The 15,311-nt window shown below is 46.2% G+C and carries 11 protein-coding genes and 1 riboswitch; of the genes, 10 read left to right on the top strand and 1 reads right to left on the bottom strand.

Annotated features, from left to right (window positions below):
* Nucleotides 1–786, top strand: a complete 786-nt coding sequence (locus PQG66_RS23480; RefSeq protein ID WP_272040263.1) for an ABC transporter permease — start codon at nt 1–3, stop codon at nt 784–786.
* A gap of 80 nt (nt 787–866) precedes the next feature.
* On the top strand, nt 867–1,331 hold the full coding sequence (bcp, locus tag PQG66_RS23475) for a thioredoxin-dependent thiol peroxidase (RefSeq protein WP_272040262.1): 465 nt from the start codon (nt 867–869) through the stop codon (nt 1,329–1,331).
* Nucleotides 1,332–1,530: 199 nt separating this feature from the next.
* Here bcp and PQG66_RS23470 read toward each other — a convergent pair whose 3' ends face one another.
* On the bottom strand, nt 1,531–2,187 hold the full coding sequence (locus tag PQG66_RS23470; RefSeq protein WP_272040261.1) for a DedA family protein: 657 nt from the start codon (nt 2,185–2,187) through the stop codon (nt 1,531–1,533).
* Between the two features lie 253 nt (nt 2,188–2,440).
* On the opposite strand from PQG66_RS23470, the gene PQG66_RS23465 reads away from it, so the two are divergent.
* The 8 genes from PQG66_RS23465 (at nt 2,441) to PQG66_RS23430 (ending at nt 14,312) form a co-directional block, all read left to right on the top strand.
* Complete coding sequence (locus PQG66_RS23465) at nt 2,441–3,745, top strand: polysaccharide deacetylase (protein ID WP_272040260.1); 1,305 nt, start codon at nt 2,441–2,443, stop codon at nt 3,743–3,745.
* A 102-nt stretch (nt 3,746–3,847) separates the two neighbouring features.
* On the top strand, nt 3,848–4,840 hold the full coding sequence (locus PQG66_RS23460) for an AAA family ATPase (RefSeq protein WP_272040259.1): 993 nt from the start codon (nt 3,848–3,850) through the stop codon (nt 4,838–4,840).
* Nucleotides 4,837–6,222, top strand: coding sequence for a DUF58 domain-containing protein (locus tag PQG66_RS23455; protein WP_272040258.1), 1,386 nt, complete (start codon nt 4,837–4,839; stop codon nt 6,220–6,222). Before PQG66_RS23460 ends, PQG66_RS23455 begins: the two co-directional genes overlap by 4 nt.
* Nucleotides 6,209–8,617 (top strand): DUF4129 domain-containing transglutaminase family protein, encoded by a 2,409-nt coding sequence (locus PQG66_RS23450; protein ID WP_272040257.1) that lies wholly within the window; start codon nt 6,209–6,211, stop codon nt 8,615–8,617. Before PQG66_RS23455 ends, PQG66_RS23450 begins: the two co-directional genes overlap by 14 nt.
* A 292-nt stretch (nt 8,618–8,909) precedes the next feature.
* Nucleotides 8,910–10,448: a glutamine-hydrolyzing GMP synthase gene (gene guaA, locus PQG66_RS23445; protein WP_272040256.1), complete on the top strand. Its 1,539-nt coding sequence runs from the start codon at nt 8,910–8,912 to the stop codon at nt 10,446–10,448.
* A gap of 457 nt (nt 10,449–10,905) precedes the next feature.
* On the top strand, nt 10,906–11,172 hold the full coding sequence (locus PQG66_RS23440) for a CD3324 family protein (protein ID WP_272040255.1): 267 nt from the start codon (nt 10,906–10,908) through the stop codon (nt 11,170–11,172).
* A 157-nt stretch (nt 11,173–11,329) separates the two neighbouring features.
* Nucleotides 11,330–12,412, top strand: a complete 1,083-nt coding sequence (locus PQG66_RS23435; RefSeq protein WP_272040254.1) for a nucleotidyltransferase domain-containing protein — start codon at nt 11,330–11,332, stop codon at nt 12,410–12,412.
* 249 nt (nt 12,413–12,661) lie between these two features.
* Nucleotides 12,662–12,761, top strand: a riboswitch (purine riboswitch).
* Nucleotides 12,762–12,935: 174 nt separating this feature from the next.
* Complete coding sequence (locus tag PQG66_RS23430) at nt 12,936–14,312, top strand: NCS2 family permease (RefSeq protein WP_272040253.1); 1,377 nt, start codon at nt 12,936–12,938, stop codon at nt 14,310–14,312.
* The last annotated feature ends 999 nt before the right edge of the window (nt 14,313–15,311 follow it).

Here is a 15,311-nt window from a genome sequence, read left to right as displayed (position 1 = left end):
ATGTACTATATCGGTCTAGTCTGGGAATATTTGAAAAACTATATGAAGACACGTCTTACCTACCGTGCCGATTTCTGGGTCGAGATCATCTCGGATCTGTTATTTCAGGCAACCAATCTGATCTTTATCTTTGTAGTGTTCCGGCATACGGATAATCTCGGTGGCTGGAGTGAGGCAGAAGTATTGTTTGTATATGGGTTCTTTATGGTGCCTTATGGTATGTTTAGTTGCTTTATTAATCTGTGGGGATTCAGTGAGCGATACATTGTCAAAGGAGAGATGGACCGTATTCTGACACGCCCTGCACATAACCTGTTTCAGATTTTACTTGAAAATGTAGATCCGCCCGCTCTTGTAGGTTCGTTTATTGGGTTGATCATCATGATCTTCAGCGGTGCAGAGATGGGGTTGACTTTGGAATGGTGGCACATCCCGGCATTGATCATTCTGGCAATCAGTTCGGTTCTGATCTATGCAGGTATCTACACAACACTGACGTCCTTATCTTTTTACTCCGATGCACCGACAGGGATTTTGCCGTTGATGTATAACATTCAAGGATATGGACGTTACCCGGTAACGATCTACAATAGAGCCATTCAGGTATTACTGACTTGGATCATACCGTTTGCTTTTGTAGGTATCTATCCGGCAGCCTTGTTCCTCGATCGAGTCGAGATGCACCGCATGGCTTTACTTACTCCGGTCATGGGACTTGGTTTTGCTACTATTGGACTTACGATGTGGAATTTTGGTGTGAAACGGTATCGGGGAGCCGGTTCATGACGAGCCTAAACGAAGAATGTGAACTTTAAGATTTAAGATTCCAAGGATTTCATAATGTGAATTTCAGGGAGGACATCAAGATGACTTTAACAGAAGGTATGCAAGTGGCGGATTTTGAACTGCCATCCAGCTCCGGAGAGTCCGTGAAGCTGTCTGATTTTCGTGGCAAACGTGTGCTGATCTACTTCTATCCGAAGGACATGACCACGGCATGTACACAACAAGCTTGTGATTTCCGAGATCGCCATGAGGCGTTTCAGGGGTTGAATACGGTCATTCTGGGCATTAGCACCGATCCCATGAAACAACATGACAAATTCATTGCTAAATATGGATTGCCTTTCATGCTGTTATCCGATGAGGAACATGTTGTTGCCGAACAGTTTGGCGTATGGCAGCTGAAGAAGATGTACGGTAAGGAGTATATGGGCATCGTGCGTTCCACGTTCCTGCTGGATGAAGAGGGCAAGTTAATCAAGCAATGGACCAAGGTACGTGTGAAGGGGCATATTGAAGAGGCGCTGGAGACGGTTAAGGCTCTTTAAAATCACAACATTCCAATGATAAAAATAAGACGATCAGGCTGTATCCATGGGTGAAAAAGACCCGGATGCAGCCTGTTTATTTTGTTTTCGCTGTTAATCCAAATCGCTGAGCGGTAACTGGTACAACCCCGGTTACAAGCAAATGCCAAAAAAGCCGTGCAGGTACACGACTCTAGGAAATAGATTGAACAGTTCTTTATTAATCTGCATTTTGCTTTTGTCTCTGGCGAGCTGGGGAGGTATTACGACGCGAGCGGTGAAACAAGGATTTTCGATAACGATATACGATAACACAGATCAGGAGCAAGGCAATTGCTGCTAGAATGTACGCTGTATATTGATGAGCAAGTGAGAATACGGCACTCCAGCCGGGACCAAATAATTTGCCGATGCCTAGAAACAATACAACCCAGAAGAGCGCACCGGAGTATGCGTACAGGACAAATTTACGAAACGGAATCGCAGCAATGCCTGAGAAATACCCCGTGAAATGACGTACGCCGGGAATGAAATATCCGATGAAAATCAGGCCGTAACCATATTTGGAGAACCACTTCTGCGTTTTGTCCAGCTTGTCCGGTTTGAGAAAAAACCATTTTCCGTACTTCATGATAAAAGGTAATCCGGCTTTGGCTCCAATAAAATATGTAATCGTCATGCCAATGGTTGTTCCTAAAAAGGCCAAAATAACAAGCCTTCCGAAGTCCAGCTGTCCTCTGTAGGACAAGAACCCCGCATAAGCCATCGTTGTTTCTCCGGGAAAGGGTAGTGCAATAAACTCCAGCAGTAGGCCAAAAAACAATACACTATATCCATAAGACCCGAATAGTTGCTGGACCTTCTCAAGTAATTCCAATAGGTTCACACTCCTGAAGATATCACATGAATCAGGCGGTATAGACAGTTGACATGCCTGTTCAAGTTCTTTATTTGTCTAATGCTACTCAATTGCTGATGAAGAATCAATGACTCCATGTAGAGGATGATCACACTTCGTGCTAAATAATAGATTGAATGACGTCTATTTTGCGATCTGTCTCCATATAATTCTAACAAATCTGCTGAAGTCTATCAGCAAATTCAATAGAGTGCTGGAGGTTGATTCTCGAATGGCGCAGAGATCACAAGAATGGATGAAATTAAAAGGAATGCTTACTGGACAGCAAACTTTAGATCATTCCTGTGGGAGAGGGCATAAGTGGCAACGTCTGATGATATGGTGTTCATTCGCTGTATTGCTGCTGACGGGTGTGCTTGGAGTGCATACACCTTCTGTCGCAGCAGCGGAAAAAAGGGATAGCTCAGACAAAGTTGTCTATTTGAGCTTTGACGATGGACCGGGCAAGCATACGTCAGAAATTTTGGATATTTTACGCGATGCGAACGTTTCTGCTACTTTTTTTGTACTCGGAGAACATGCGGAACGCATGCCTGAGATGATCAAGCGCATCCATCGCGAGAGCCATGCTATTGGCAATCATACATATAACCATGAATATAGCGAGATTTACCGAAATTTTCAAACGTTCTGGCAACAGATAAAACAAACGGAAGATATCGTTAACGACATTGTTGGTATTCGTCCTGCGCTTGTTAGAGCTCCTGGAGGAACATATGGACATTTTGACCACACTTATTTTGAGTTATTGAAAAAGGCAGGCTACACAGTCATGGACTGGAACGTCGATAGTGGTGATTCGAAGCGAAGAAATGTGCCAGCTAGCGAGATTACAGCTCATGCTACAGATATTCCCGCGGGCACGTCTTCTGCGGTGGTTCTGATGCATGATGGTGGCGCACATGCGGAGACGGTGAAGGCACTCCCTAATATTATTCGATACTATAAGCAACAAGGGTACCGTTTTGAAGTGATGCAGGCTTCGGATCAACCCGTGCAATTCCAAGTCAAACCTGCAGTTAAATATAAAAATCGCCAGACACCGAGTGCTGGTTGGATTGCCCGAAATATAGACACCAACGCAGCACAATGGGTTGCAGCCAAACCATTTAAGATTGAACTGGGATACATGACTGTTGAACTGAGTTCGGACGAATATCGAATCAAAGACAAGGAGATACTCGTTCCACTACGTGATTATATCAACAAGCTGGGAGGCCGCATAAGTTGGGATCAATCCACAGGTACTGCGACCACCTGGTGGAGAGACAAGATTGTGCAGATCGACCCGGACCAGGGGATATTGACGTCCAAACGTTTACATGATCGGAATGGCCAATCCGTTCAGGCTGTAATGGAGAGACGTGCAGGAACGATCTGGGTATCGGCGGGTGACTTGATGGAGCAGTTTGGAGCGAAAAAACACAAGATACAGTCTAGGGATAGTGAGTGGGTCATGACGATTAATCCGCCATGGACATCTATGGATGACAGGCATTACTATAGCAAGATTTGAAAGAAACTACGAATGAACTGACTAATCTCTCTACTTCCGGGCAACAATGAATCATAGATTACGATAACAGGATTCAATGGCAAGGAAGGAGAGTTTAGTCTAATGACCAAGAACTGGATAGAGCAGGACCATGCCACCGAGCTGCTGAATAGGCTCAGCAATCGAATCGCCGATGTAATCATCGGCAAGAAGCAGGAAATTCAATATATACTTGCGGCGATGCTGAGCGAAGGACATGTTCTATTGGAGGATGTCCCGGGTACAGGGAAAACAATGCTTATTCGCACGATAGCTTCCTCATTAAACTGTTCGATGGGACGTATTCAGTGTACCCCGGATGTGATGCCAACGGATGTAACAGGTGCATCTGTTTATCATGCCCCTACAGGAGAGTTCAGTTTCCGATCAGGGCCGCTCATGAACAATATCGTGCTTACCGATGAAATTAACCGTGCCTCTCCTAGGACACAGTCTTCTCTTCTAGAGGCCATGGAGGAGCGCAGTGTGACTGTTGATGGCAAGACTTATGCGTTACCCAGACCTTTTCTACTTCTAGCAACTCAGAATCCGCTCCAGTTCGAAGGTACCTATCGTCTGCCGGAGGCTCAGCTGGACAGGTTCATGATTCGGATTACGTTAGGGTATCCCGAGCCTGAGCAAGAAGTAGAGTTGCTGTCCCGTGAACGGAGCAAAGACATACTGGAGAGCTTGCGACCGATGATGTTAGCTGAGGAAATTGTGGCGATACAGCGTGAAGTAAGAAAGGTGCATGTGGACACCGTGATCAAGGAATATCTGGTGGCAGTTTCAGTGGCAACACGAAGTCATGATGCGGTTCGTCTTGGCATTAGTCCCCGAGGAACACTGGCTTGGATGACTGCGGTGCAAGCATACGCCTATTTACAAGGACGCAGCTACGTTGTGCCGGATGACGTTCAATCCATGGCTATCCCCGTCCTCTGTCATCGAATTCAGCTGAAATCCATGAACAGAGCGGATGCGAGTTCAGTGCAGGAGCAGGTGATTCATGAAGTGTTATCATCGGTGCCTGTACCCGTGCAGATGAGTGGTCAGGGAAGAGGACGTCGCGCATGAACAGGAGCCGAGGGAGCCTGATTCCAATGCTAATTTCTGTTCTTCTGGGCGGTTTCTATCTCTGGCATGGAGGAAAAGCGGCATTATTTCTGTTAGCGGTATCCGTACTCATTGTGATATATGGACAAATTCTTCACATATTTGGCCCTCGTCACGTCCATATTCACAGGAATATAAGACAAGGCCAGATTGCTGCTGGGGAGAGCATGCGTGTTCAGGTCGAACTACAGCTAAGGAGTCCACTTCCGCTAATGTGGCTGATGGTTTGCGACAGCACCCCTGGAGGTGTACATCGTAAATTGCTTTTTCCAGGCTTGAAGAGACGTTGGTCTTATCAATATGAGATAACGGGTCTCCCACGTGGAGTTCATGCCTGGGAGGAAGGGCGAGTATACTGGGGTGATATTTTCGGATGGAATAGGGCATACGCACCGATCCAAGGAGAAGAGCCGGTTGTGGTGGTACCCGCTTCTGGAAATGACGGGACGCTCTTCTGGTCTGGAGGCTGGTCTCGTCTTGAGGAAGGCATGGGAGCACAGTCTCAGGTACAAGGTGGATCTGGAACGGAAGTCAGGGAATATCAGCAGGGAGATTCGTTTAACCGGATTCATTGGAAAAGTACAGCCCGAACTGGAAAGTTGCATACACGAATTACTGAAATGTCGCCGAGTCACTTGCTGACGATCATGGTATACGAAGAGAGTTCGGGATATGAGAGCTTTGTTGATGAAAATCAGACACATGAGTCATTCGAACGAGCGGTACAGGGTGCGGCCAGTTGGGCTTATGAGGCGGCTAATATAGAGACTCCTTTTAGGCTATGGCTTAGCGGAGAAGCACTGGTAAGTCAAGCAGAGACGTCCACTGAAGGCGTGTCATGGAGTGAAACAAAGACGAGCGGAAACGATAGTATGCATGATGGCCGAGGAATAAGTGATGGCCTAGACGAAGAGTTGCCTTATGCGTTAAAAAAACTGGCCTATGCCCAGTTGCGTAAGGACCGACGGGTAAGTCCTGGAGTTCGATTGGATGTTAGCAAGCTTGAACTGCTTCCCCACGGATCAAGTATCGTTATATTCACAGGACATCTGGATGAACGATTGGTTGTATGGCTTGAATATGCGGCTGTACTTGGATTTCAGACGACTGTATATCTAACAGAAACCTCTGAAGAGACGGAGGAGCGTACCCCTATTGGGAAGGGATTGTCTTCTTTTTCACGAGAAGAAGTCACATCGAATTCATCCATAAAGACAGGGGCTTCCGAAGAGTGGGCTACACGCCTAATATCCCAGGGGATAAGGGTGGTAAACCAGGAGGATATTGAGGGGAACGATGTTTTGCTTAGCGGGAAGGCGGGGATTGTTGATGTGGGGGCATAAACGGAGGCTGCAGTCGGAATCTGCTCCTTTTCCTGAACAGGAGATCAAAGGTGACCGTTCCAAAGTGATGCCGCTATGTTCAACCTCTTGGAATGTGAGAGTTCCTAAGCTGTATGTTTTGCTTATAACAACAGGGCTTCTCGTATTATGTATGGAATGGATATATCCTGTAACTTCTTCCGGCCAAGCGGGCAGTGAGCGATTCGTTGCCGTTATGGCGGGATATTCGGTTGTTCTCTTGTCCATTGGGATGCTGCGAATAGGCTGGATTGCCAGTATCCTGATTCGCATCCCTGTTATCTATATCGCGTTATGTGTGATGTACGGTGGGAGTCATCCCATGGAGTGGGGCATATCCTACCCGGGACTACTCGATGCTGATCTTGGGGAATGGATCGACAAAGGACACTTTCGTGTGATGAGCAAAGAAACGAGAGGTATGTTCATGCTGTGCGGGTGGAGCATGCTGATTGCTTCGGTGCAGTATCTGGTGTTGCTTCGCCGAAGTATTTCATTATTCGCTACGGGAACGATAGTTTATCTTATTCTGCTGGAAAGTTTAGTGGGATATGATTCTTATGGCTCGGTGGTACGTTCTGTATGCTGGCTTCTATGCATTCAGGGTATGCTTCATCTTCTTCGGTTGACGGAAGAAACAGGTACAGGCCAAGCGAAGACGACGGCTAGCACACCTGGGGAGACATTGCATCAAGTGAAGACCGGTTTATATGGCATGCGAAGTAAAGTGTATTGTTCATGGGTAGCGGTTTCTATAGGGACCGTAGCCTGTGTGGTGTTGATATCAACCATTCCTGCCCGTATGAGTTTTGTGTCTCCTGCTGGACAAATCTCACTAATGGACACCGTTGAGCGATTAGCTAAATGGTCAGGTTATACTCCGTCAGACAGCGTACCAGCTTCCCTTGGTGTGACGGGATACAGCACAGTTGATGCCCCAATGGGTGCACCTTTGGTGCAAGGGAATGATCCGGTATTCACAGCGAACACGCCTGTATCTACGTATTGGCGGGGGGAAACACGTTCTTACTATAACGGAAGTACCTGGAGTGATGTGGAGCAGCACTTCCGTTATGTGAGTTCTTCGAGCCTGCTTCGTTCCGATGGATGGGAAGATCATCCGTACTGGCAGCGGGTTCGGCAGATCATCACAATGGAGCGGGAATGGCGTGGACCTAATCCGTTGTTTACGGGTGGTCTGCCGGTAAGTTTGTCCTTTCAGGATGGGAATATGGTCAATGAGCAGAACGAGAAGCGATTGCTGGCCAATGAAGATAACGGTACATTGTGGCTTGCAGGTGGCAGTAAGGGAGGTACTCAGCATTATACAGTGGATGTCATGGTGCCAGATGTGACACCTGAAGAACTGAGGCAGTTGGTTAAGACGGGTAAGCCAGCAGATCCGGCTGTTGTGCGCAGAAAGGATTTGCAGCTCCCGGATCAACTACCCCAGCGTGTAAGGGACCTCTCTGCCGAGATCATCGGTCCCACCACAACGCGTTATGATGCTGTACAGGCTGTGCGCAGTTATCTGAAAGCCAACGCCCGTTACTCCCTAGATACCCGGATGCCACCACGTGGTACGGACTTTGTGGATGATTTTCTATTTGTGACTCGGGAAGGATATTGCAACCATTTCTCTACCGCCATGGTTGTGCTGCTGCGTGCCGAGGGCATACCGGCCCGCTGGGTGAAAGGTTACGCCCCGGGACAGGCAGATCCGCAGGTCCCCGGGCGTGTAGTTGTCACCCAGAGTGATGCACACTCCTGGGTGGAAGTCTATTTTCCCGGCGCGGGCTGGATGCCCTTTGAGGCTACGCCGGGGTTCGATTCTGCGCAGGCTGCGGATGCCAGCGCTGCGGGTTCCGCCGGGCTGCAGCCCGGCGATGGGACCCCGCTGCCAGACGCAGGCAGCGGGCTGGACCGTGCAAGCGCGTGGCTTGTTGCACGCGCGAGGGCACTTGTCGCGGCACCGTGGCTGACCGCGACGGCACTTGCGGCAGCGGCGCTGCTGTGCGCCGCTGTATGGGCTTGCGCGCTGCGGCTTCGCCCCGCGCTGCGGCTTGGGCTGCTGCTGGCATGGCCTCGCAGCAGCTTTCCAGACCAGGAGCGGCTGCTGCGGGCTGCCGCTCCGGTCTGGCACGCGCTTGCGCGGCAGTACGGCCCGCGGCCGCCGGGCATGACGCTGCGAGAATATGCAGCGTCACCCGCCTTGGCCGCAGGCACGGACAGCGCGGACATCGCGCGTTTTGCAGCCGACTGGGAGCGGCTGCTGTACGGGCCAGACCGTCCGCTGCGTGCGGACAGTCTTGAATTCCTGCGCCGGGCACTCCGCTTGACCCGGCGTACCCGTAGAAGCTTGCGCTTAAAAGCTTAGCGCAAGCTCATGCAACATCAAGTCTCGTATGCCGAAGGGTCAACGAGACTTTTTTCTTTATTTCAGTACGGATGAAATCGATTCTTTTATCTAACTATAAGAGGACATGAGAGTCCGAGCATATGTATTGGACAAAGGTGCAACTCGGAGAACCGGGTAAGGGAATGACAGTGGTTGTCGTTTTATGTCGCATCTACTTGTGACTCGCTCGAAAAATGGAGTTTCGTCTTTCCTTGACGGTAGGAATTGTCGTTGCGTATAATTAGTTTCATTAATTGAGGGAGGCACGGTAATGAATAAGCAGAATGAAATTGTGGTTGTCCTTGACTTTGGAGGCCAATACAACCAGTTAATCGCCAGAAGAATTCGGGATCTTGGCGTATATAGTGAGCTTTTGCCTTACAACACACCAGCTGAGAAAATTGCTGAGCTAGCACCAAAAGGAATTGTATTCTCCGGTGGCCCATCCAGCGTATATGCGGAGAACGCACCACACGTTGATCCAGGCGTCTATGATCTTGGCTTGCCAATCTTCGGTATTTGTTACGGAATGCAACTGATGGCACAGCAACTCGAGGGTAAAGTAGAGCGCTCCGAGAAGCGTGAATACGGTAAAGCAGATCTGACGTTTGCACCGGGTGCTGCACTTGCGAAAGGCATCGAAGGCGAGCATACCGTATGGATGAGCCACGGTGACCACGTCGTTACATTGCCTCCGGGCTTCAAACTGGATGCAGGCACGGAAAGTGCGCCAATCGCTGCGATGAGTAACGATGAGCGTAAATTGTATGCAGTTCAGTTCCACCCGGAAGTGCGTCACTCCGTTCGCGGAAATGAGATGATTCGCAATTTCTTGTTCGATATCTGCGGTTGCGAAGGCAACTGGACGATGGAAACGTTCATTGACGATACCATCAAAGATATCCGTAATAAAGTAGGCGACGGCAAAGTGCTGTGTGCACTGAGTGGTGGCGTTGATTCTTCCGTTGTAGCAGCATTGCTGCACAAAGCTATTGGTGATCAATTGACATGTATGTTTATCGACCACGGTCTGTTGCGTAAGGGTGAAGCAGAGAGCGTAATGGAGACGTTTGTTGGCAAGTTCGATATGAAAGTGGTTAAAATTGACGCCAAAGAACGTTTCATGTCCAAGCTGGCTGGCGTGGATGATCCGGAGCAAAAACGTAAAATTATCGGAAACGAGTTTATTTACGTCTTTGATGAAGAGTCCAAGCAGTTCGATGACTTCGAATTCCTGGCGCAAGGTACACTGTACACAGACATCGTAGAGAGTGGTACAGCTACAGCGCAGACGATCAAATCCCACCACAACGTGGGCGGTCTGCCAGAAGATATGAAATTCAAACTGATCGAACCGCTGAACACATTGTTCAAGGATGAAGTACGTAAAGTGGGTACCGAATGCGGTCTGCCGGATGAAATCGTACACCGTCAACCTTTCCCAGGCCCGGGTCTTGCGATTCGTGTACTTGGTGAAGTAACAGAAGAGAAGCTGCAGATCGTTCGGGATTCCGACTACATCCTGCGTGAAGAAATTGCCAAAGCCGGTCTTGACCGCGAAATCTGGCAATACTTCACCGCCCTGCCTAACATGAAGAGTGTAGGCGTTATGGGTGACGCACGTACGTATTCCTACACTGTAGGTATTCGTGCCGTAACATCCATCGACGGTATGACAGCAGACTGGGCACGTATCCCTTGGGACATCTTGGAGAAAATCTCCGTACGGATTGTCAACGAAGTGGACAACGTGAACCGTATCGTTTACGACGTCACTTCCAAACCACCTGCAACAATTGAATGGGAATAGGTCGTTAATCATTCACATTGTTAATCGCTCTAGAGCCTTGATAAGATAGGGTTTGTGGCACTAACTGCGTTGGCAGTTAGGCACACCTGCAACAATACCATGTTAAAATGACTCCCTTTTATTTGCGTTGTTTCGCAAATGAAGGGAGTTTTTCTTATGACCGATTTTAGGATGGAAAGTGATTTACAAATTTAAGCTATGCTGCCCCAAATAACAAGGTTAAACAACAAGAAGCTCTGATATAATGGAATATATTTGCTATTTGGTTTTCTATGGAGGTGAGACTATGAAAACAATTGGGGTAGGTTTCTTACATGCATGGCTCTATGCAAAGCCGGTGAAGGATATGGCAATGCTTTGCATAGAGCTCAGAAACAATCACATTGCCAACGACGAATCGTAATATTCTATTAACTGGCTTTGCACCTTATTGATTTATTAAATAAGGAGTGAGCCCATGAAATATTCAAAAGCCGAGACCATTTTTCCTGAAGAATTGCTACGTATCATTCAAGAATACGTTCAAGGTGAATTAGTTTATATCCCGAAACCCAAAGAGGCGCATCTCAAATGGGGCGAGAAAACACACAGTAAGAGCAAGGTTTCTGCTCGAAACGCTGAGATTAAATCCTTGTTCCGCAATGGAGTCAGCTTAGATGAATTGGCGGAACGATATTTCTTGTCTTGCGAAAGCATAAAGAAAATTGTCTATAAAAAGAACTAATGAAAATCCGCTCAATCGTCGTTTCGACGGTTCAGCGGATTTTGTGCAAAGATGAGTTAAATCAACTTATACATAGTAACCGCAGTTTTAAATCGATAGACTCAAGTTAAAGCTGTTGTAATGAAGGACCGCCGGGTCATATAAAGGGGTGTAACGAATGAACGAAATCATAAAGAAGAAGTTACTGGACAAAAATGAACGGCTCATTAACATGGTGATCGAACGTGTAAAAAGAGATTTCCTTGACGATATCGCAATTATCGGGCTTACAGGTTCATTTAATACCGGGGACTTTCACGAGAAGAGCGATCTTGATCTAATTATCATTAACAATACAGAAAAGGGCTGGGGAATATCCGATTGCTTCATCCTCGACGACGTTGGTTATGATATCTATTGCACACCATGGAATTCAAGAATACAAGAGCAGTCCACTTTGGAGAGTCCCCACGTATCGAGTCTAACTGAGCTTAAGATACTCTACTATGCAAAGCCTGAGGATTTGGAAAAACTCAATGACTTCCGGCAAAAAGCTCTAGATGCACTTGCGAAACCGATAGGAGAAGAATGCCTTAACCGAGCGATTAAATGGATCGATCTGGCTAAGCGAGCATACAGTGATACGATGCTGGGTGAGGATGTTGGTTCAGTGCGACAGGCATCTGCCGACGTTCTCTACAATCTAGTCAATGCTTTAGTCAGTATGAATAATACGTACATCAAACGAGGAATCAAGCAATGTTTGCAAGAGATACGCTCGTTTCGCTATGTACCGGATGATCTCGAATCCTTATACATGTCGATCATCGAAGCTCCTAGCATTGAAGAGATCCGAATAGCATCTTTTAAATTGTTGAAAAGTGTTGTGAGGTTACATAGCGCAATGTGTGATAACTTCATTGTTAAGCCTGTTCCGACCTTTGAAAATCTGAAGGGAACATATGAAGAATTGTGGTGTAACTATCGCAATAAAATGTTGTACAGTGTTATAAATAACGATGCTTCCTTTGCCTTTCTTTCGGCCTTTGGGGCACAAGAGTACCTTGATTATATGGCTGAGGAGAAGGGGACCAAGAAATTTAATCTTATGCAGTACTTTGATACAAGTGATTTACAAGTTATGAATGAGAATTTTCTTAAGATAATGGATGAATACCTAGATGAGTATGATAAGGTCGGCAGAGAAGTCAAACGTTTTACAACCTTCGAGCAATTATATGCCCATTATATGGATCAGTAGTCCTTCATCTTGGAATGGAACATTCTTAGGAGACTAAGCTACATTACCACTTGTCCGTTGAAAAATGATGAAGATATCAACATATTGTCGTTATGTTTTGCTATTACCACGCCTGTAACTGGGATGTTAATCGCTGAACTGGTTTGATTTGTTAAATAATACGAACGTTACTCAGAGGGTGTGACATGAACATTCGTTTTTATCATTGACAAAATAGAGACCTCCTCCTAAAATGAGTGATGGAAAACAAACAAATAGCGCATACTAATTCGTATAATCCTGGGAATTGGCCTGGGAGTCTCTACGAGATCACCCTAATGATCTGTCTACGAAGAGGAGCAGCTAAGCACATTAATTCTGTATGACTGGGTTGGATATCGACCGGGAATAGTAGAATTTTTTGTTCTTGGTTAATGGCGTGTGCCTGCTTCCGGTCAAGCTGAACTCTGGGGAAAATACTTCTCAGGGTCTTTTGTCGTTTTTCAATATAGCTTTCACATCTCTAAGGAGGAGTTAGTCAATTATGGATCGTTTCTTTAAACTCAAAGAAAACGGAACAAACGTTAGAACAGAAGTTGTTGCGGGTCTAACCACCTTCATGACAATGGCGTATATTTTATTTGTAAACACATTATTCCTGGGCTCTAATGGAGCAGGCATGTCCGACAATGCCGTGTTTTTTGCAACAGCTGTTGGCGCTGGATTAATGACGATAATCATGGGATTATTCGTGAACATTCCGATTGCCCTTGCACCGGGTATGGGATTGAACGCATACTTTATGACGGTAGTTCTAAGTTCCAATGGTGCAGTTAGCTGGCAGGCGGCACTCGGGGCTGTATTCCTTTCGGGTATCGTATTCATCATCCTTACTGTGACACGAATTCGGCAGATGCTGCTCGTTGCTGTTCCACATTCTATTAAACTGGCAATTACGGTCGGTATTGGTCTTTTCATTACTATTATTGGATTTAAACTGGCCAACCTGGTAGCGGTGTCTGTAAATGTGGCACCCGATGCAGATCTGAGCCAGCCGATTCCGGGCAGCAGCTTTAATCTGTCCCTGGGGAACTTTATCACACATCATGATGCTCTGCTGGCCTTGATTGGTCTGATGCTGATCGCAATTCTGATGGTTATGCGTGTTAAAGGTGCACTCTTGATTGGAATCGTGGCAACAACTCTAATTGGTATTCCTATGGGAGTAACCAATCTAAGTGGGTTGTCCGGTGCAAGTTGGCTGCCTAACTTCAGTGATCTTGCTGTTGGACAGTTGGACTTGAAGGGGGCTATCAGCCTTGGATTGTTTGAAATTATCTTCATTTTCACATTCGTTGAGTTGTTTGATACATTCGGTACGATGGTTGGTACGGCGACACGTATGGGCATCATGAAGGATAAAGCCAAAGGTGAGAAAACGATCGGTAAAGCGATGCTCGTCGATGCAGTCGGTGTTAGCGCAGGTGCGGCACTGGGTACAAGTACAATCACGGCTTATGTGGAAAGTGCTTCTGGTGTAGAAGCTGGGGGACGTACAGGTCTGACTTCGGTAACAACGGGACTGCTGTTCATCCTTGCTTTGTTTATTGCACCGCTCGCTTTGGTTGTTCCGTCAGCGGCAACGGCTCCAGCGTTAATCATTGTAGGTGTGCTTATGATGAGTCAGGTCCGAAGCATTGAGTGGGACGACTTCTTGCAAGCATTCCCTGCTTTCCTTACTATTGTGTTGATGCCATTTACAGGTGGGATCGCGAACGGGATCTCAGCAGGTATCGTGTCTTACGTTATTCTGGCTGTATTCAGTAATCTGGTTACAGAGCGCAAAGTGAAAGTGCATTGGCTAATGTGGGTACTGGCCATTGTTGTTGTCTGCCGTTACGTATTTATGGGTGGAGAGTAGGCGACAAACGCAGTCACGTTTTTATAAAATGCTAAATGAAGCATCAATAGAAATCCAATAACCATTAGAAAGCGAGAATCTCGATATTGAATCGAGGTTTCTCGCTTTTTTTCGGAATTAGATAGGTAAAACAGAGAAAGACGAGTATCTTGGAATGCTATATATATTGTATATAATTTCAAAATAAAAGATGATTTCCTTCTATAATATAAGAAGAGCGTTAATGAGTTATGATCTGATGGTTTTTGATCCGACTAATCCTCCAAAGAAAAAGAAGCCTTCATGAGATGATATGCTGAACAGATAAAGTGGGCAGAGGATCATGTTTTTGAGGAAATGTAGGAGGCGGGTCTAGATCTTCGATTGGCTGATTACTCGTTTGGCCCTGATGCATAGCCTCTCAATTCAGAAGCAATTAAGTCTGTTCTGTTTGTGAAGACTATGTGGTGATCCCAGAGATGCCAATCATGTAAGGCTGTATCGGATTAAATATGAGATTGCTTTACAGTCAGATATGGATGCGATGATTGAAGAGATGATTATTATATATGACTTCCATACACATTTGAAAATGTTGGGATGCTCGGAAATAAGGAGAGAGATAAGTTGCTGGCAGTGTGAAATAGTACACTAATGCTTAGGCATCTAATAATGAGGATGCATTAGAATTGTAATGGTGAAAAGAAAACAGAAAAAAGTTCTTGCATTCTAAATTTAGAAATGGTATATTCTAATTCCGGCCAAGAAAACACAGTTTACATCGTGTGGCAAGCTAAGTAAAGACATACAAGGTTCGAAAGAAACTTGAAAAAAAGAGCTTGCAAAGTTGGTTCGGATATAGTACGATATAAAAGTTGCTGAAACGAACCAGTTTCGGTAACGGAAAAGTTTGATCTTTGAAAACTGAACAACGAGTGAGTAATGATCTTGCTTGCAAGATCAACAATGAGATTTTTAATCTCGTCAGATTCAAAATGAGCTAATCGCTCTTTTCAATAC

This window comes from Paenibacillus sp. JJ-100 (genome assembly GCF_948329825.1).
In the GTDB taxonomy this organism is placed as follows: Bacteria; Bacillota; Bacilli; order Paenibacillales; family Paenibacillaceae; genus Paenibacillus.
The sequence above is the reverse complement of the archived record's forward strand: the minus strand, read 5'-3'. Positions and strand labels throughout refer to the sequence as shown.

What these genes read in the sequence shown, in the direction of transcription:
- PQG66_RS23450 (WP_272040257.1), top strand. Translation starts at nt 6,209, where the DNA reads ATGTGGGGGCATAAACGGAGGCTGCAGTCGGAATCTGCTCCTTTTCCT.
- PQG66_RS23440 (WP_272040255.1), top strand. Translation starts at nt 10,906, where the DNA reads ATGAAATATTCAAAAGCCGAGACCATTTTTCCTGAAGAATTGCTACGT.
- guaA (WP_272040256.1), top strand. Translation starts at nt 8,910, where the DNA reads ATGAATAAGCAGAATGAAATTGTGGTTGTCCTTGACTTTGGAGGCCAA.
- PQG66_RS23460 (WP_272040259.1), top strand. Translation starts at nt 3,848, where the DNA reads ATGACCAAGAACTGGATAGAGCAGGACCATGCCACCGAGCTGCTGAAT.
- bcp (WP_272040262.1), top strand. Translation starts at nt 867, where the DNA reads ATGACTTTAACAGAAGGTATGCAAGTGGCGGATTTTGAACTGCCATCC.
- PQG66_RS23455 (WP_272040258.1), top strand. Translation starts at nt 4,837, where the DNA reads ATGAACAGGAGCCGAGGGAGCCTGATTCCAATGCTAATTTCTGTTCTT.
- PQG66_RS23465 (WP_272040260.1), top strand. Translation starts at nt 2,441, where the DNA reads ATGGCGCAGAGATCACAAGAATGGATGAAATTAAAAGGAATGCTTACT.
- PQG66_RS23435 (WP_272040254.1), top strand. Translation starts at nt 11,330, where the DNA reads ATGAACGAAATCATAAAGAAGAAGTTACTGGACAAAAATGAACGGCTC.
- PQG66_RS23430 (WP_272040253.1), top strand. Translation starts at nt 12,936, where the DNA reads ATGGATCGTTTCTTTAAACTCAAAGAAAACGGAACAAACGTTAGAACA.
- PQG66_RS23480 (WP_272040263.1), top strand. Translation starts at nt 1, where the DNA reads ATGTACTATATCGGTCTAGTCTGGGAATATTTGAAAAACTATATGAAG.